Source organism: Clostridium frigoris (assembly GCF_018861865.1).
GTDB classification, from domain to species: domain Bacteria; phylum Bacillota; class Clostridia; order Clostridiales; family Clostridiaceae; genus Clostridium_AD; species Clostridium_AD frigoris.
This window is the reverse complement of sequence record NZ_JAHLDV010000004.1, coordinates 62,590-81,677: the sequence shown is the minus strand read 5'-3', so window position 1 is coordinate 81,677 and position 19,088 is coordinate 62,590. Positions and strand designations below refer to the sequence as shown.

General features: G+C 29.2%; 19 protein-coding genes and 1 other annotated feature. Of the genes, 4 read left to right on the top strand and 15 right to left on the bottom strand.

The window, feature by feature from the left end; translation table 11 throughout:
- Nucleotides 1-9: 9 nt before the first annotated feature.
- Complete coding sequence (locus KPL37_RS03145; protein ID WP_216145978.1) at nucleotides 10-2,133, bottom strand: BglG family transcription antiterminator; 2,124 nt, start codon at nucleotides 2,131-2,133, stop codon at nucleotides 10-12.
- Between the two features lie 994 nt (nucleotides 2,134-3,127).
- Here KPL37_RS03145 and KPL37_RS03140 point away from each other — a divergent pair.
- Nucleotides 3,128-3,298, top strand: coding sequence for a DUF362 domain-containing protein (locus tag KPL37_RS03140; RefSeq protein WP_071611800.1), 171 nt, complete (start codon nucleotides 3,128-3,130; stop codon nucleotides 3,296-3,298).
- Between the two features lie 59 nt (nucleotides 3,299-3,357).
- On the opposite strand, the gene KPL37_RS03135 is transcribed toward KPL37_RS03140, so the two are convergent.
- From KPL37_RS03135 to KPL37_RS03095, 10 genes are all read right to left on the bottom strand, one after another.
- The gene (locus KPL37_RS03135) at nucleotides 3,358-4,209 is read right to left on the bottom strand and encodes a YitT family protein (RefSeq protein ID WP_216145977.1); all 852 of its coding nucleotides are present in this window, start codon (nucleotides 4,207-4,209) and stop codon (nucleotides 3,358-3,360) included.
- A 172-nt stretch (nucleotides 4,210-4,381) separates the two neighbouring features.
- Complete coding sequence (gene asnS, locus KPL37_RS03130; RefSeq protein ID WP_216145976.1) at nucleotides 4,382-5,773, bottom strand: asparagine--tRNA ligase; 1,392 nt, start codon at nucleotides 5,771-5,773, stop codon at nucleotides 4,382-4,384.
- 63 nt (nucleotides 5,774-5,836) lie between these two features.
- Nucleotides 5,837-6,108 (bottom strand) — a binding site (T-box leader).
- 185 nt (nucleotides 6,109-6,293) lie between these two features.
- Nucleotides 6,294-6,578 (bottom strand): hypothetical protein, encoded by a 285-nt coding sequence (locus KPL37_RS19645; RefSeq protein WP_246578108.1) that lies wholly within the window; start codon nucleotides 6,576-6,578, stop codon nucleotides 6,294-6,296.
- A gap of 69 nt (nucleotides 6,579-6,647) precedes the next feature.
- Entirely contained in the window at nucleotides 6,648-6,959 is a 312-nt protein-coding gene (locus tag KPL37_RS19640; protein WP_246578107.1) for a TVP38/TMEM64 family protein, read from the bottom strand.
- Between the two features lie 127 nt (nucleotides 6,960-7,086).
- Nucleotides 7,087-8,169 carry a sensor histidine kinase gene (locus KPL37_RS03120; RefSeq protein WP_216145975.1) on the bottom strand — a complete coding sequence of 361 codons (1,083 nt, stop codon included), beginning with the start codon at nucleotides 8,167-8,169 and terminating at the stop codon, nucleotides 7,087-7,089.
- A complete protein-coding gene (locus tag KPL37_RS03115; RefSeq protein ID WP_216145974.1) occupies nucleotides 8,166-8,849 on the bottom strand; it encodes a response regulator transcription factor in 684 nt (227 codons plus the stop codon). Before KPL37_RS03115 ends, KPL37_RS03120 begins: the two co-directional genes overlap by 4 nt.
- Complete coding sequence (locus KPL37_RS03110) at nucleotides 8,846-9,409, bottom strand: class I SAM-dependent methyltransferase (RefSeq protein ID WP_216145973.1); 564 nt, start codon at nucleotides 9,407-9,409, stop codon at nucleotides 8,846-8,848. Before KPL37_RS03110 ends, KPL37_RS03115 begins: the two co-directional genes overlap by 4 nt.
- Nucleotides 9,410-9,734: 325 nt before the next feature.
- Complete coding sequence (locus KPL37_RS03105; protein WP_216145972.1) at nucleotides 9,735-9,989, bottom strand: hypothetical protein; 255 nt, start codon at nucleotides 9,987-9,989, stop codon at nucleotides 9,735-9,737.
- 127 nt (nucleotides 9,990-10,116) lie between these two features.
- Nucleotides 10,117-10,980 carry a YitT family protein gene (locus KPL37_RS03100; RefSeq protein WP_216145971.1) on the bottom strand — a complete coding sequence of 288 codons (864 nt, stop codon included), beginning with the start codon at nucleotides 10,978-10,980 and terminating at the stop codon, nucleotides 10,117-10,119.
- 51 nt (nucleotides 10,981-11,031) lie between these two features.
- A complete protein-coding gene (locus KPL37_RS03095; protein ID WP_216145970.1) occupies nucleotides 11,032-11,751 on the bottom strand; it encodes an MBL fold metallo-hydrolase in 720 nt (239 codons plus the stop codon).
- A 268-nt stretch (nucleotides 11,752-12,019) separates the two neighbouring features.
- On the opposite strand from KPL37_RS03095, the gene KPL37_RS03090 reads away from it, so the two are divergent.
- The 3 genes from KPL37_RS03090 (at nucleotide 12,020) to KPL37_RS03080 (ending at nucleotide 14,249) form a co-directional block, all read left to right on the top strand.
- The gene (locus KPL37_RS03090; protein ID WP_216145969.1) at nucleotides 12,020-12,388 is read left to right on the top strand and encodes a VOC family protein; all 369 of its coding nucleotides are present in this window, start codon (nucleotides 12,020-12,022) and stop codon (nucleotides 12,386-12,388) included.
- 305 nt (nucleotides 12,389-12,693) lie between these two features.
- Nucleotides 12,694-13,482: a flagellar motor protein gene (locus KPL37_RS03085; protein ID WP_216145968.1), complete on the top strand. Its 789-nt coding sequence runs from the start codon at nucleotides 12,694-12,696 to the stop codon at nucleotides 13,480-13,482.
- A complete protein-coding gene (locus tag KPL37_RS03080) occupies nucleotides 13,482-14,249 on the top strand; it encodes a flagellar motor protein MotB (RefSeq protein ID WP_246578106.1) in 768 nt (255 codons plus the stop codon). Before KPL37_RS03085 ends, KPL37_RS03080 begins: the two co-directional genes overlap by 1 nt.
- A gap of 45 nt (nucleotides 14,250-14,294) precedes the next feature.
- On the opposite strand, the gene clpA is transcribed toward KPL37_RS03080, so the two are convergent.
- From clpA to KPL37_RS03060, 4 genes are all read right to left on the bottom strand, one after another.
- Nucleotides 14,295-16,619, bottom strand: coding sequence for an ATP-dependent Clp protease ATP-binding subunit ClpA (gene clpA / locus KPL37_RS03075; protein ID WP_216145967.1), 2,325 nt, complete (start codon nucleotides 16,617-16,619; stop codon nucleotides 14,295-14,297).
- Nucleotides 16,620-16,621: 2 nt separating this feature from the next.
- Nucleotides 16,622-16,957 (bottom strand): ATP-dependent Clp protease adaptor ClpS, encoded by a 336-nt coding sequence (locus KPL37_RS03070; protein WP_216145966.1) that lies wholly within the window; start codon nucleotides 16,955-16,957, stop codon nucleotides 16,622-16,624.
- A 332-nt stretch (nucleotides 16,958-17,289) separates the two neighbouring features.
- Nucleotides 17,290-17,670, bottom strand: coding sequence for a hypothetical protein (locus KPL37_RS03065; RefSeq protein WP_216145965.1), 381 nt, complete (start codon nucleotides 17,668-17,670; stop codon nucleotides 17,290-17,292).
- 266 nt (nucleotides 17,671-17,936) lie between these two features.
- A complete protein-coding gene (locus KPL37_RS03060) occupies nucleotides 17,937-18,725 on the bottom strand; it encodes a YdcF family protein (protein ID WP_216145964.1) in 789 nt (262 codons plus the stop codon).
- Between the last annotated feature and the right edge of the window lie 363 nt (nucleotides 18,726-19,088).

The window sequence follows — 19,088 nt, the reverse complement described above, 5'->3', positions numbered from 1 at the left end:
ATACCTCCATTAATTATTTACTTTTTGCTTATAAAATTCTTTTAGAATATCATTTAATTCATCGAATGCGTAATCTCTGTCTCCAGCCTTTAGATATTTGAGAAAATCAACTCTTTCAATTAGCATTTTACTTACATACCCTATAACTTCTATTTGTAGTGCACTGCAGTCTTCTGGTGCAAGCATTATAATTCCAAGCTTAATGTTTTCTATTTTACCTTCGCCATTTAAACATTCTAATCCCCTAGATAACTTTACCGCCCCAAAGTATAATTTTTGTACGATATCCGTCCTACTATGAAGCAATATCATCTCATGTCCTGTTACAACTGTATTTCCTTTTTTTTCTCTACTCTCTAGAGCCATTCTTATTTTTTCTGTCGTATCTGGATCTTGCTGTATTGCTTTACTAGCCTCAATTATTAAAGCGTCAACGCTACTCATTTCTGGAATTTCTTTAAGAAAAAAATTATCTAATATCTGTATTATTGCTTCACTATATATATTTAATGAAATTAATTTGTCTTTGAATTTAATTTTTTTATTTTTCTTATACGAATGTTTAATATTTGTGTTTTGAAAATTTTTTATTTGATTTGCAATTTTATCTTTATCTTCCTTAAAAAGCAATGGATTTACTCTTACTACTGGTTTAAAACATTTCTCTATATTAACTGTAGATATAATGAAATCTATTTCATTCTCTTTTAGAAAACTTTCCTCAATGTGAATTGTAGATATAATATCTACAATTTGAATATTGTCATACTCATTTTCTATTCTTATAGCAAGAAGTCTTGAAGTTCCCATACCCGTAGCACAAGCAATTGCAACCCTGTAAATAGGTTTAATTAACGTTTCACTATTTTCAATTGCAGCGCCTAAATGCATGGCGATAAATGCAATTTCAGCTTCAGGCATTTTTATTCCTATATGTTTTTCAACTACTTTTGCACATTTAGTACTAGTCCTCATTAAATCAGTATAATTAGTCTTAATTTCTTCTAGAAGTGGATTTCTAATATCAAGTTTCATCTTTAGCCTTGTAATTGCTGTTCCAAGATGATTTACTAATCCATTTAACAAATCCTCATTATTCCCAAGGAATCTTCCTGTTTCAATCTCTGCTGTTTTTATAATTTCCTTGGATAACTTTATAAGTTCAAAACTTCCTATTATCTTATTTCCTGTTTTATATTTTTCCTTATAATTTTTAGATCCTTTAATATGCATTGTTATATAACCTATTTCATCTTCTGGTATTTCTACTTCAAAGCATTTCGATATATTAATAGACAAATCAGATGCAATTAAATACTCAGCGCTTGTCTTAAGTTCTTTTAAAAACTCGTGATCTATGGTTATTTTATCTCCTTTTTTTACCCTTTCAATAGCAAGTGCAATATGAACAATTAATCCAACAAATGCGCTATCTACTAACTTATAATCTCTTTCTTTCTCAATGTTCTCAATTAAACCTTCTATTTTCTTTATTGTTTCATTATTTATTAAATTAAGTAGCCTATTTCTAGAAGAAACTTCAATATCTTTTGCTACAACTACTGAATTATCTAAATTTTGCCTTATTAGGTTTAAAAGCTGACTTTCATTTGTATTTTCATAAATTAAGCTAACCATAGCTTTTCTTATATGGTCTTCTTCTCCTACTAAATATACTCCAAGTCCTTGTTTTCTAATTAGATTTAATTTGTGCTTTTTAAACCATGAATCTGTCTTTTCTAAATCATTGCTAATAGTTGCCTCTGTAACTTTTAAAGTTTTAGTAAAATTATACAGCTTAACAGGCTCTTGGTTTTGTAGCAACTCACTAATAATTATGTTTTTTCTTTCCTTAGGCGAATAGATTTTGTCATCTTTTTCTTCATTTAACAGATTAATAATAGTTTGTTTTTCTTTAAGAGTACCTATTACTTTAATACCTACTCCAGTTTTTTTATCAAGACTTACTTTATTTTGTTTAAGAAATTTCTCTACCTCTGGGATTTCTCTATTTACTGTCCTCCCACTAACTCCTAAATTTTTTGCTATTTTTGCAATAGTAATATAATCGTTTTCAATACATATATATTGCAAAATATTCTTTAATCGTAAATTAATCTTGTAATCCTTCATAATATTCCTCCAAAATTATTAAAAGATTGTATCAAGTTGCTTATACCTAAAATTTAAGTTTGCCCTGTAATTTAAATCGTATTAATAAAAGTTTGTGAAGTAATAATTCCTTGATTACTTTAACTTTATTATATTCCAGTAAACAATTACATACAATTCAAACATAAATTGAATAGTCAGTAGCTAATGATGACAATATTTAATATTCACTTAATTTAATATTTTTAATTATCCACATCAACTTGGATTTCATTTATTACGCAGTAAACAACATTTATATTAAAACCTGTTTTTTAAAACTTGTCTTTTAGTATTGCTGCTCCAATTGCTTTAGCTTCTTGTACACCCATGAAATCATTATATAATATAAAAAAGGGAGAATAAATTCATGGAATCACCAACTTATCCTACTTTTAATTATTATTTTTCTTTTACCGCTGTAATTATGTTGTCAGTACCTTTCCCTTAATTTTCGCATAAAACTAAAGCAGCTTTATCCTTAAAATGGCTACTAAATAATAAGTAATACTTTTTTATTTTATATTGAATAGTTATGTGAAATCTTACACATAATATTATTAATAGTTAATAACTCACAGCTACATGGATGAGCTCATCATTAATATAGATACAGCTAAAAGTTACTAACTACCATAGGTATTAAATGAACTGTGTTAAATTTAGTTTTTAGCTGTAACTATTATTTAATTCAGTTCATTTAATACTGTACTTTTTAGTAATTTCTAAACTATTTTTTCATAGATTAAAACTCTAGTTTTTATTTTTATATAAACCACCTATAATTGGAACCGACTTAATATTGTTATTCGTTTATTATTATAGAAAAGTAAATATATGTGTTATATAAAAAACCATTAGAACGTGTAAAATTGGTTAATTTCTTAGCAAAGTTTTCTATTTCAAAAAAACACTTTATTTATTAGCTCAATTATGATAGTATGTAGTAAATTAGTAAAAAAAGGAGGTTGTTATTATGTCATATAAAATTACTGACGCATGTGTAAGCTGTGGAGCTTGTGAACCTGAATGCCCAGTTAACGCTATAAGCCAAGGAGATTCACAATTTGTTATTGATGCTGATACTTGCATCGATTGTGGAGCTTGTGCAGGTGTTTGTCCTACAGGCGCACCAGTTGAAGCTTAGTTAACATATTTAATATACAAGCTATTGACTATAGTCAATAGCTTGTATTTTTTTTCTTTTTATTCATCTATGTCTTTAAAACCTTCTCCAACCGTTTCATGTACATTATATGTGATTATAAAAGCCGTTTTATCAATTTCTTTTATGTGATTTTTTAATTTCACAAATTGCTTATTACCTAAAACAGTGGTTATAATTTCTTTTTCATCATTAGTATAAGCTCCCTTAGCTGTATAAAGCGTTGCTCCTCTATCCAAATCTTCAATTATAAACCTTTTTATCTCTTCTCCCTTTGAACTAACCACTTCTACTTTTTTACAATTATTAATTCCAGCAATAACTGCATCAACTGTATATCCATTGATGATAACTCCCATTAAAGCATACATACCTATTCTAGGACCAAATGCCACCCCTGCTAGCATTGTTACGAAAAGATCTGCTATAAGTAGTGATTTACCTATCTCTAAGTGAAAATACTTATTAAGCATCTTAGCTATTATATCAGTTCCTCCTGTGGATGCATTTTGATTAAACACCATACCCATACCTATGGCTCCTATTAATATACCAAATATTAATTCTAGAAATATGTCATTTGTTATACTACCACTCATGGGGCAAAGTTTCTCTAATACCCATATCATGCCAGATAATCCGAAACTAGCATACATTGTCCTTACTCCAAAACTTGATCCTATGAACATAAATCCTACAACAAATAGAATTATATTTAATACAAACATTAAAACCCCAATAGTAAGACCGGGCATATACTGATTTATAACAATAGCAAGGCCACTAACACCCCCTACTGCTAAATCATTTGGTATTAGGAAAAAATAAAGCCCTAATGCTACGAGTGCTATTCCCACAGTTATCAATATATATTCTTTCATAATTGTTTTCATACTTATTATCCCCTCATTCAAATTTAATACATGAATATTAAATACATTTATAATTAGTGCAATAACTACTAATAACACAATTAAAAAGAAAATCTCTCAGCTTAAGGGCTAAGAGATCAAACTTTTATCTATATTACATATGCTTTATTATGTCATTTATAAATTTATTAAATTAAAATTCAGCAGACCCAGTTGTTCTTGGGAATGGAATAACGTCTCTTATGTTACTCATACCCGTAATATACATAATAGCTCTTTCAAATCCTAATCCAAATCCAGCATGCTTAGTTCCGCCGTATTTTCTTAGTTCTAAATACCACCAGTAATCCTCTTTGTTAAGACCACATTCTTCCATTCTAGCTTCTAGAATATCCTGTCTTTCTTCTCTTTGGCTTCCACCTATAATTTCGCCTATTCCTGGTACAAGTAAGTCCATTGCGGCTACTGTCTTACCATCCTCATTTACTCTCATATAAAAAGATTTTATTTCTTTTGGATAATCAGTTACAAATAGTGGTTTTTTGTATACCTCTTCTGTTAAATATCTTTCATGTTCAGTTTGAAGATCGCAGCCCCACGTTACTGGATACTGAAACTCTTTCCCTGATTTCATTAAAATATCTACAGCTTTAGTATATGTAACCTGACCAAATTCTGAGTTTACAACACCATTTAATCTTTCAATTAAACCTTTATCTACAAAGCTGTTGAAAAATTCCATTTCCTCCGGTGCATTTTCCATAACATATTTTATTATGTATTTCATCATATCTTCTGCAAGTTTCATATCATCATTTAAATCTGCAAAAGCTATTTCAGGCTCTATCATCCAAAACTCAGCTGCATGTCTTCCTGTATTTGAATTTTCTGCTCTAAATGTTGGTCCAAAAGTATAAACATTTCTAAAAGCTAGAGCAAAAGCTTCTGCTGCTAACTGTCCACTTACAGTTAAGCTGGTTTCTTTGCCAAAAAAATCTTTTGAATAGTCAACTTTTTTGTTTTTATCCATTGGAATATCAGTAAAATCAAGAGTAGAAATTCTGAACATCTCACCTGCACCTTCGCAATCACTACCAGTTATTATTGGTGTATGAGTATATACAAAATTTCTCTTTTGAAAAAATTCATGGATTGCAAAAGCAGTTAATGAACGTACTCTAAATACTGCAGAAAATGCATTACTTCTTGGTCTTAAATGTGCAATAGTTCTTAAATACTCAAAAGAATGTCTTTTCTTTTGAAGTGGATAATCGGTATCTGACATTCCCTCGACTATTATTTTAGTAGCTTTAAGCTCAAATGGTTGTTTAGCTTCTGGTGTTACAACTAATGTTCCTTCAATAGTAAGTGATGAGCTTATAGGTAATTTAGATATTTCTGCAAAATTATCTAACTTTTCTTCAAAAACCACTTGAATATTCTTGAAAAAACTTCCATCATTTATTTCTATAAATCCAAATGCTTTAGAAGCTCTTAAAGTTCTTATCCATCCTGAGATAGATACTAGTTGATTTGCATATTTTTCACTGCCTCTGTAAATTTGTTTCACTAACAATTTTTCCATAAAATTGCCCTCCTTATAATTTTATACTTTTGTACATAATAAAAAAAGCCCTTCATCCCATAATAAAGGGACGAAAAACTATAATTTCGCCGTGCCACCCAATTTGTCATAAAATATGACCACTCTAATTAGTACGAAATTATATATTTCTGTTTCATAATATAATTTGATACTACCCAACAATTAACGGATTGGACCCGTCTAAGCCTACTTTCCTAATGATTTCGGTTAGAAACTCGGAGATGTTCTTCAATATAAATCTCGTATTGGCCTCTCACCATCACCAAATCGCTAAAACTACCTTTTATATCTACTCTTCTCGTCGAAGTCTTTACATTTAACTTATAAACACTATTATATGCATTAATTACTTTATATATACAATTAAATTATAATGTCTTTAATAATAAATGTCAAATTCTTATTACAACTTACTTTATATATATATCCTATAAAGAATCCTAATACCTCCACATAAACTAACAAGTTTTGATGTATAGTTCATGTTATCCCTTTTATTTCATGCTAGTGAAGAGTGTTTTTCTTCCCCCTCTGAATTAATATTAATTTTATTCCAAATAACAAATGTATAATACGATACAAAGATAATAACAACAATTGCTAAAGTCTTAAATAAGAAAGTACCTTGAATTCCAGTTCCTAAAAATCCATACAAAAATATCATAGGAGCATCAGCCATTACTATAATAGCTATGCATTTTTTATAATTTAATTTGATGCAAGCGGATGATAGGGTTAATAGATCTGAAGGGGTTACAGGGCATGCGATGCCTAGTGCTAGCATTTTATATCCATATTTCTTAAGAATGCCTATTGTAACCCTATTTTTCTCTAGAAATTTTTCTCCTAATAATTAATTTTGAAAATATTTTCCAACAGCATACATGATGCTTTGAGATATAGCTAAGGATAAAACAGATAAAACAAAGCCCTCATATGGTCCAAATAACATACTTCCAATAATAATAAAAATAGTTTGAGGAATAAAAAATAATACTCTTATTGTTGATAAAAGCACAAATAAAACTCTCATTTTATAAGGATTTTTTCCTATAATTTCATTTATTTTATTAATATCTGTTGTAATCATCCCTTGGCTATATAAAACGGCTACAATTGCCAACCAGAAAATCGCTATCAAAATTAATTTATTTCTTTTTTTCATGATTTAACACTCCTTTAAGTTCTATGCTTTTATTCTAAAGGATAATCTTTAAGATTTTATGCATGAAACTCTTAAGATTTATTAAGAAAATTAATAAAACAAATTAAAAAGCATAGTAAAATATCAACTATACCTTTTGAAGTAAAATATTAAATTTTATAGTGTTATCCTTACACTCAGCCCACAGCTTTCCACTATGCATCTCTATAATTTTCTTTGAAATTGCAAGTCCCAGGCCCGAACCCTCGGTTTCACCGGTCCTAGATTTATCCAATCTATACATTTTCTCAAATATCTTTTCTAACTCTTCTTTGCTTATGCTTTCCCCTTTATTTTCAAAACTTATTTTTATATTATTCTCAATTTCCATCATACTAACTTTAAAAATAGTATTAGGGAAACTATATTTCTCAGCATTTTTAACTATATTTTCAATCACCCTAACCATCTTTTGAATATCTATTTCACAATAAAGCTCCTCCGCAGTACTTTCTATTTCTACTTTTATATTTTTTTCATTAAAAAAAGGTATTTGTTCTCCAATAATTTGATTTACCAATGTAGCTATATTGAAAGGGATTTTTTCTAAAGTGGTAATATCATTAGTAAGTTTAGTAAATTCAAACAATTCATTGATTATTTTTTTTAAGCTTATACTCTTGTCATAAGCTACATTTAAGTAATCTTTCTGCACATCTTCATAGGAGAACTTATCATCTTTAAGTAACTCTAAATATCCTATTATTGAAGTTAATGGAGTTCTTAAATCATGGGAAACAGCTACAATCAATTCATTCTTAGCCTTTTCAATCTTCTTTTCCTTTTCATAATTCTCCTTCAGCCGATTAGACATAATATTGATACTATTTGCTAAGTCAGTAATTTCATCATTGCCCTTAAAATCCAATTTTTCAATGAAACTTTCATTTGTGATGCTGCCTACCTTGCTAATAATATATTTGAGATATCTAATTCTTTTATTTATTCCAAACAAGAAAATAGCCACAAAAATACTAATGGGAATAATTAATAAAAGAACTGAATAATTATTAAAAGTTCTAACTAGAGCATCTCCTGTTGTATTTGTATTAATCACAAAAGAATACAGACTCCTCGCTATAACAAGGAAAACTATAGTACTTATTAATAAAGCGAAAGCAACTAGCAAAATTAATTTTGCCGCTATTTTATTATATATTTTATTCTTCATATTTTATATCCAACTCCCCATACGGTCTTAATGTATTGAGGATTTTTAGAATCAATTTCAATCTTTTGCCTTAAATTTGTTATATGTACCGCTATAGAAGTATCAGAGACTGCAAAACTCTCTTTCCATACTGTTTCATATAATTTTTCTATAGTAAATACACTTCCTTTATTTCTAGCCAAACATTCCAGTATATCGAATTCCTTTGGTGTTAATTTTATATTAACACCCCTAACCGTAACTTCATGAGTGTCTATATTTATAATTAAATCCTCTATCTCAATTATATTTTTAGAGGTCGGCATATAAGTAAATTTTTTATATCTTCTAAGTTGCGCCTTCACCCTAGCAAGAACTTCCATTGAGCCAAAAGGCTTTGTAATGTAGTCATCTGCACCAACAGTTAGCCCTTGTATTTTATCAATTTCTTCTCCTTTAGCTGATAGAAATATTATTGGCATTGTATACTTTTCTCTGATTTTTATGCAAGTGGCTACACCATCTAAAATTGGCATCATTATATCTAATATTATTAAATCAGGTTCATTACTCTCGAGTGACTCTAACGCTTCTTGTCCATTGCAGGCATTAAAGACCTCATAACCATCATTTTTTAGATAAACTTCAATTAAATTTCTTATGCTTTTATCATCATCTACAACTAAAACTTTTTCTTTCATAGTTCCTCCCTCACTCTGCATTTCAATACATATGCAGGTGGTAAATTTATCATTGCCTTCGTCACTTTTACATTATTAAAATATTTTTCTAAGAAATTCTTTTTTAATAAGGAATACTGAAAAGTTATAAATTCTCCTTCATTGCTTAATATATCCTTTGTGTTTTTTAATATAGCATTTGAAATACTTACCGGCAATACCGTAAAAGGAAGCCCGGATACAACATAGTCAACCTGTTTAATATTATACTCTTTTAAATATTTTTTTATATTCTCTGCCCCATCATTTATAATTTTAACATTTTCCTTGTAACCGTACATACTAAATAAATTCTCATAAAATTCTTTGTTATTCTCGATAACAAGTAATAATGTGTTCTCTTTTTTTCTTGCAATTAATTTTTCTGTAAAAACACCTGTTCCTGGTCCATATTCTATAATACAATTACATTCCTTAAAATTAATATCTTCTATCATTTTTTCAGCTAAATATTCACTACTTGGTGCCACTGCTCCAATAAATTTTGGATTTTTAATAAATTCCTTTATAAACTTAAACATATTTAATCTCCCCTTATAAATAAACTTCTATTATTTATCTTATAACAAATAAGTTAAGAATTATTAAAGAAAAGTATTAAGAATTATTAAGTTTCTAGTATTTCAATATCACTTTAGCAAACAGAAGTTGTCCACTACGTTTTCCATTTAAATAATGCAGTAAAAGAGGATATTATGAACATTTCATACTTTTGCTCTACTTTATATTTACTTCTTTTAGACACAAAAATGCTCCCCTTCTATAAACAATTATAATACTTTGTTTAATAGAAGGGGAGCATATCATTGCTTACTAAGCTTTAATATTATAAATATACATTAATAATTATATATCGGCTCTTTCAATTTCACCTGCATCTACTTCTTCATCCTCATCTTCAACTATTTCACCAATAACTGCATCTCTCTTAGCTATTTCTCCAGTTGCTTTGTTTTCAACAACAATATTAGTTGTTACATGTCCATCAACTTCACTTATGAAACTTTTTGCTGTGACATCTCCTTCTACTAAAGAGACCCCTTGTGTAAGCTTTTCTGGGTGATCAAATGTAACTGGTTTATTATTTAATCTATCATTCATTTATATACACTTCCTTTCTAAATCTAGTCTGTGCATGAAGACTTCGAAATATACTTTGGAAATGTTACCTAATTTTCAACTTTAAAACATTTTAAAAAATATTAATATAATGATAACTTATTACCTCTTACTCTGTAAATCCTTCTCCTAGAACTTCTCTCACATCTGCAACAGTAATAAATGCTTTAGTATCTATTTCCTTAACCATTTTTTGAAGAGGCACTATTTCGTCTTTACCAACTACTACAAACAGTACCTGCTTTTCTCCCTTGGAATACATACCTGTAGCATGTATTCCTGTAACACCTCTATTTAAATCTTTCATTAATATTTCTGCTATTTCATTTGAATAATCTGAAATAATAAATACTGCTTTCGAAAAATTTATTCCTTCTAGCATACTATCTATTACTTTAGAAACTATATACGTGGATATTAATGCGTACATAGCCTTTTCAATTCCAAATACAAAAGCACCTAATAATATTATAGTCGAATCAATTGCTAATATGATTTTGGCAATTGGAACATTTTTCAAATAAACCTTTATGATATTTGCAGCAAGATCTGTTCCACCAGTACTTGCAGATGCTCTTAATACAAATCCTAAGCCTATGCCAACAAATACACCACCAAATATACTAGCTATCAACAGGTCAACCTTTGGGACTGGAATAAAGCTTGTATAAAACAATGCAAAAGATAGATAAGCTGCAGCAAACATAGACTTACCAACAAATGCCCTTCCCTTAAGTTTTATAGCAATAGCAAGTAACGGTATATTTACTACAATATTAGTAAGCCATAAAGGAATGTCCACTCCATAATTCTTAATAAATACATATTCTATAACAATGGCAAGACCTGATACCCCACCAGTTACTAATTTTAAATTTGCAAAAAACATATTTATACCTGCTGCAAGTATGGTGGCTCCAATCATAATATATACATAATTTAAAATATTTTCATTTTTACTTTCTCTTCTCATCCACTTTATCCTACTTTCTAACTTCTACTTTACCCAAATATATAAATTTTTTTAATATATTATTTCTTCACTTGAATAATTTATTTCAGCAGCTTTTATATTTATCTTATTCATTCTATTTTTGAATTGCTTAGTAATATCCACAGCATCTCCGAAATGCATTGGTATAATTACCTTTGGCTGAATATTTTTCGCAAAATATTCTCCCCCTATATAATAAAATTCCTCAAGTCTTGGATCTACTGGAAAAAAAGCTATGTCTATAGGTTTTTCTTCTTTTATCTTCTCTATATGAGCCTTAAATAATGACTCCGCTAATGCTTGTTCGTCTAAACTATCATCTTTCCAATGCCACCAGTTTAGATCTCCAGCATGAAAAATAGTTAATCCATCTACCTTTATTAAAAAAGATATTCCAATATCCGTTGAACCATAAGCTTTTACATAAATATCTTGAAATACTTTTTCGTCGCCTTCCCCCATAAAATTATAATTTGACTTATCTTTATCAGTTTTTATATCGTTACTAAGTATATATTGTATATTATCGTTATATTTTTCCCATTCTAAAATTTTAGGATTATAATGATCCGCATGACTATGTGATGAAAACACGTAAACATTTTTCATTTCTTTAATGTTTTCAGGTGATAGAAGGACTCTACGTTTATTTTCTATAGGTTCTTTATAATAATCAAATATCAGAAAATGGTTCTCAGTCTTAACAACAAACCCACTATGGTATATATAGTATATTTTTGCTTTTTTCATAAATCATCGCTCCCTACATTATAAATATTTTAATTAAATTACAATTACACATAAATTAAATATAGAAACCTAGTTATCTTTTATATACTTACGCCTAAGTTATAATATTATACTAAAATTATATACAAATGCATGGTTCAAGTAAATAAAAATATTTCAACACTATTTTATTATTTTAAAAATTTTATGAATAAAATTTGAAGTAAGGATATAATGAAGATATGGTATATAAAATATATTAAATTTTCTTAAAAAGGTGGTTATATTAATGAAATTTTCTTTTGACCATAATAATATAAATGTTTTAGACTTAGAAAAAAGTGTAGAATTTTATAAAAAAGCTTTAGGCTTTGTAGAAACTAGGCGCCATCATCCGTCAGATGATAGTTTTACACTTGTATTTCTAGGTGATGAAACAACGGAGCATAAGTTAGAGCTTACTTGTATGAAAGATAGAACAAAGCCATATGATTTAGGTGAAAATGAGTTTCATCTTGCTGTAGTTGCAGATAATTTTGATGAAGCCTACGCGCATCATAAAAAAATGGACTGCATATGTTATGAAAATAAGCCTATGGGAATATATTTCATTATGGACCCAGATGGCTATTGGACAGAAGTTATCCCTCAAAAATAGTATTATTAAAAATAAAACTAAGCGAATATTTTTAAGTATGCTACCCTTAAAATCTACAATGTTATTAACTTCAGAAGGAGATTTATACCCCTTCTGAAGTTTTTTTGTTATTATTTTCATCTATATGCATCCATTAATTGGATAACAATTACTATAAATTAAATGAATTTGGTTAAAAGACTAAATAAAAGATAACTTTGTTCGAAGAATATTATATGACATTATTTATTTTTAGAATGTTAAACTGTGTTTACATCTTATTATGTAAAATATTTTTATGTAAACTTTAAGGATAGGAGGATTTTATGAATATTTTTTCAATTTTATTTGTACTAATAAGTTTTGGCTCCATGGTAGGCGCCTTCATTATGGAAGGTGGAAGCCCCGCTATGCTTGCAAGTGCAAGTGCTGCTATAATAGTATTCGGTGGTACCATTGGTGCTGTAGGTCTTGGATTTTCGACTAAAAAATTAAAAAATATTCCAGCTATGATGAAACTAATATTTACAGCCAAAGATAAAGACTTAGTAGAAATAGTAACTTATTTTAAACAATTATCTTTTAAAACTAGGAAAGAGGGTTTGCTTAGTATTGAAGGCGAAATAACTGATGAATTAGACCCATTTATAAAAAAAGGTTTGCAACTAGTAGTAGATGGCGTTGACCCACAGATGGTAAAGACCATATTAGAATTCGAACTTGAATCGACCTATGATAGACATAAAGACGGTGCTGCCATGTTTGAAGCCGCAGGTGGATATGCACCAACCATGGGTATTATAGGTACAGTAATGGGTCTAGTTATGGTATTAAGTAATCTTTCTGACCCAGCAGTTCTAGGCGAGAAAATTGCCTCTGCATTCATAGCTACTTTATATGGTGTTGGTTCTGCAAACTTATTATGGCTTCCTATGGCTTGTAAATTAAAGGATTTAAATAATGCAGAAATAAAAGAAAAAGAATTAATAATAGAAGCTGTTCTTCTTATGCAAGAAGGTGCAAACCCTAATATATTAGCAGAAAAATTAAAAGGCTTCCTTGATAAAAAACAAATAAAGAAATTTACTGAAATAGATAACGGAGGAGCAGCATAATGAAAAAGCGAGAAGAAAAAGAAGGGAATGGTGAACGGTGGCTTTTAACTTATTCAGATCTAATAACTTTGCTTATGATATTTTTTGTTGTTATGTATGCATCAAGCACTGCAGACACTACAAAATATAAACAGCTGGCCCAATCACTTAATGTAGCTTTTAGCGGTGGTGGTGCATCTATTATTGGTAATGATTCATCTACAAGTGTTTCAAATTCAACCGTTACCGTAGTTGATCCAATAACACCAGAAACTACTACGACATCTGCAAATAATAAGACGCTAGAAGAAAATAATATGGAGAATATAAAAAAGAATGTTGATAGTTATTTGAAGAAGAACGGCTTAGCAGGTAGCGTATCTACTAAAATTGATGAGAGAGGGCTCGAAGTAAGTCTTAAAACTTCATTGCTCTTTGATGTTGGTGCCGCAGACGTCAAAGCAGCCTCAGCTAAAAAGCTAATTAGCATAGGTAAAATACTAAATCATGTTAATAATTACGTAAGAATAGAAGGGCACACAGATAGTACCCCCATGAGTAATAATGAATTTAGATCTAATTGGCAACTTTCTGCGATTCGCGCAACTAATGTTACTGAGCTTCTTATTTCAAGAGCAGGCATTTCACCTAAAAGAATATCAGCAGTAGCCTATGGTGAGAATAGGCCAGTAGCTACTAATTCAACTGCAATTGGAAAAGCTAAAAATAGAACCGTAGATATTATTATATTAAGCAATCAATTTTCAAAAGCAGAAAAAATCAAATAAAAAGATGTTGCCGTTTTATTTGCAACATCTTTTTATTTATCTTTTTTATTTATCTTTTTTACTTATTTTATTTGAATTGTCTTTTGTTATTGTGAGTTTATCATCCACAATATCAACTATCGCACTGCCCCCTGTACTAAGTTCTCCAAAGAGCACCTCATCAACAAAATAAGTCTTAATTTCTTGTTGAACAACTCTATTAATTTCTCTTGCACCATAATCTTCTGAAAAGCCCTTTTTGCTTAACCAAGCATATAAGGCATCCGTTACCTTTAGTTTTATATTTTTAGTTAAAAGTTTTTCTTCAAACAACTTCATTGCTTTCTTTGCAATTTGAAGAGACATAACTTTATCTATTTTATTAAATTCAATTACATTATCCAACCTATTTCTAAACTCCGGAGAAAATACTCGCTGAACCTCTTTAATAATTGCTCCGCCAGCTCCCACTCTTTCTCCAAATCCAACTATATGTTTACTAGATTCTCTAGCTCCTGCATTTGAAGTCATTATTAAAATTACATTTCTGAAATCTGCTTTTTTACCAGTATTATCCGTAAGTGTTGCATAATCCATAACCTGCAAGAGCACGTTAAATATATCAGGATGAGCTTTTTCAATCTCATCTAAAAGTAGAACACAATACGGCTTCTTTTTAATAGCCTCAATTAACATACCACCCTCTTCATAACCTACATATCCAGGTGGTGAACCAATAAGCCTTGCTACAGTATGCTTCTCTTGGTATTCACTCATATCAAATCTAATAAGTGGTATATCCAAACTCTTAGCTAATTGTTTACTTATTTCTGTCTTTCCAACTCCTGTAGGACCTACAAAAAGAAGAGATGCTATCGGTTTATCTTCTTCATTAAAACCTGCGCGAGATCTCTTTATAGCTTTTACTAAAGTGTCTATAGCATCGCTTTGTCCAAAGACCTGTTTTTTTAAATTAAAATCCAAATTTTTTAATGTATCAGCCTCATTATTTGATACACTTTGCTCTGGAATTTTTGCAATGGTAGCTACTATTTTCTCCACTGCACCTACTGTTATAACAATGTTTTCATCATTATCACCAGCATGAAGCCTTGCATAAGCACCTGCCTCATCCATAATATCTATAGCTTTATCTGGTAGAAATCTCTCCTTAATATATTTACTAGATAATTCTACTGCTGTTTTTAAAGCCTCATCTTTGTATGTAACATTATGGTAAGCTTCATATTTATCTTTAAGTCCCATAAGAATATTAAAAGTATCTTCAATTGATGGTTCTGGTACTTCTATTTTTTGAAATCTTCTAGCTAATGCACTATCCTTTTCAAAATGCTTTTTGTATTCATCATAAGTAGTTGATCCAATAAACCTTACCTTACCATCCGCAAGAAATGGTTTTAAAATATTTGAAGCATCCATGGACCCTCCAGAAACTGCACCTGCACCAACTATAGTGTGAATTTCATCAATATATACTATCGGTTTTTCTTCTTTACTGATTTCATTTAGTACTTTTTTAATACGTTCCTCAAAATCGCCTCTATACTTTGTACCCGCAATTAGAGCTCCCATATCCAAATAATATATCTTGCTTCCTTGCAATAACTTCGGTACTTTATTTTCAACAATCATTTGTGCAAGTCCCTGAGTTATTGCCGTTTTACCTACTCCAGGTTCCCCTACATGAACTGGATTGTTTTTAAGCCTTCTACACAATACCTGAAGTGTTCTTAAAAGAATATCTTGTCTCCCTATAAGTGGGTCCATTTCTCCTTTTTTTGCTTTCTCCGTTAATTCTTCCGTAAAATTACTTAAAAAATTTCCTTTTAGATTCGGATTTTCCATATCTTCGTCATAAGTGTATTCACTCTCTTCTTCGTCTTCTGTGAAACTCACTTGATCTTCACTTTCATTATCTATACTAGATGAAAAATCAAGAGTATCCACTACAGATATACCATGTGCTATATAATTAAGAAGATCTCTCCTTTTCATTTGCTGTTGTCTTAAAAAATAAGAAGCAAAACTTTCCTCATCATCATACATAGCAACAATCACATCACCTATCTTAACTAAATCTTTGCCAGATAACATAACATGATCTGCCGCGCTAGATAAAATTGTCTGTATTCCAATGGTTTGTATTGGCTCTATATCCTCTACAACCTCTATATTTTCTTTTAAAAATTTTGTAATTTGGCTTTTAAGCCTTTTAACATTACCACCACTATTTTCTATTATTTCTATGCCCTCTTCAAAAAATAAAGAAGCATAAAGAATATGTTCAGGGGTAAAGTATTCATGTTTTGACATTTGGGCTTCATTAAAAGCTGCTGTAATAATCTCATTTACTATATCATCTAATTGCATAATTACTCCTCTTCTAATGTTAATTTCAGTGGAAATCCACTTTCTTCACACATTTCCATAGTTTGATCAATTTTTGTTAAACCTACATCATGACTATATATTCCAGCAATGCCGCTGCCTTTCTTATGTACATCAAACATAATTCTTGTGGCTTCTACAACCTGTTTTTTAAAAACTCCAACTAAAACCTGCACAACAAACTCCATACTTGTATAATCATCATTATGAATAATTACCATGTAGTTACTAGGTTTTCTAATTTTAGTTTTAATTTTTTCTTTAATATCAATCTTATCTTTAGTTTCAATTCCCTCATTAAAAATCCTTTTTTCTGACATATCTAACAACCCCACTGTTTACATTTAAATTTATTTTTTGAATATTAAAAAATAACTAGCCAATATGCTAGTCTGATTAACTTTATCAATATTAATATAAGTCTATTATATCCTACTTAATTATATATTACTGCATTTACGTATATTATTTCAACTATAGTTCACTTTTATCTTTTATATGTGAAATTATTAGTTGTTATTCTAATCATATGAATTACAATCTATAATCATTCATAAATCATATTCTCCAAAAAATAAAATAGTAACAACCTCAATATTATCATGAGATTTTTACTATTTTCTTCTATCTATTTTAAGCCTTGCTAAGCTTTTTATTGTAATCTCATTTTAGTAATTTCTTTATAATAAGTAATACTTCCAGCTTCATCGTCAGTAATCAAACCATCTACAAGTAATATATTATCTATGTCTATCATTTTGAAAGCTTTGGTTTGTTGATTATGTGCATCACAAATCTTAATGCTTAAGTTTTTCCCCTTTTTATCACCAGTCTTAATTAGAAATAGTACATTTTCTTCTAATCCAGAAAGGTCTTTAAATGTATTAAAATCTTCACTTATTAGCAATGACTTAATTACGTCTTTTCTTAAATCTTTTTTTATTATTGCTATAGTATCGTCGTGTTTGATGAGATATTCTGATATAAAACCTACTAATTCTGTTTTTGATTGAAATAATTGCATGTTTGACATATATATTACCTCCTGAATTAATAGAATAAATCACTTACTGTATATATACATTATATTGTATTTTAATGCATATGTCAATAGGTAACTGTAATAATTTATTAAAGTTTTAAACCCTTGTTATAAGCCATTTAAAGAAGCAAACACTATAAATAATCACTTCTTAAATTAATTATTATGTTTATTACAATGTATAAATATACATATATGCGTATACTGTCTTTTTTATCAAATTTTATAAAAGCACATCTATCTATTCTAAAATAATATTATCTATCAAATATAAACGAATTTATTACTGCTAAATATTCGCGGGCAAAGCAAGTAGGTACTAACATTGGATGAAGTGGTGCCGGATAACCATATACCTTTAATCCCTGTCTTTGTGCTAAAAATTTAGCTCTGAACATATGAAAATTATTTGTTACAATAGTTACTTCTATTTTTTCTCCTTTATTTGTTTTTTTTAAAATATGAGTTGTGAACTTCATATTTTCAAAAGTGTTGGTGGACCTTTCTTCTTTTATAATATTATCTTTTGAAACTCCATGTTTTATTAAAAATCTTTTCATGGCTTCCGCTTCAGTAATGCTCTCACCAGAACCTCTCCCACCTGAAACTACTATTTTAATATTAGGATTAATTTTAATATATTCTAAACTAGCATAAAGTCTTTGAAACAGAGCAGTTGAAGGAACTTCTCCTCTAATACCTGCCCCTAAAATCATCAGATAGTCACTTTTCCCCTTATCTTTTACTATAGCTGATTGAATTATTAAACCTTCTATAATTACAACAGAAACTAAACCAAGTGAAAAACATATTTTTACCATGTTTTTAATCTTGCCTGGTCTTAATAGCATGTACTCTTTCTTATTTTTTCTCGCTTTTAATCCTAGTGTTATTAATAATATTCCAATACCTAGGTAAAACCATGCAAAAGTTACTATCCCACCAAATATTATTGTCCCCACATAATAGATTTCACATAATACACCTAAGATTACATACACATAACCTTTAGTTTTCATTATTCCTTTTAGTCTTTCTATAGACATGAATCCAGCTCCTTTTTATATGAATTAATTTATGATTCATTTATATTTATATAAGTATCAATCTTATTATTTACAAAACATAAGACTTATTATATCATCAATATTCCTTATTTTGTATTACTCCTTATTTAATTATTACTTTTTGGGGAACAATATTATTCAGTAATAAAGATTAAAAATAATTATTATAATACTTTTCATCCATATCGTTGCATGCCAAATATAATTAAGGGTTGCTCAGAATGTATAAATGTATGCAAAAAAAATCATTCTAAAACCTAAAAAATAAGCAGGTTCTCCCTGCTTATTTGGCCTTATATTTATTGTTTTGTAGTAATTCACAAGTTTTTCTTTATTAACTAT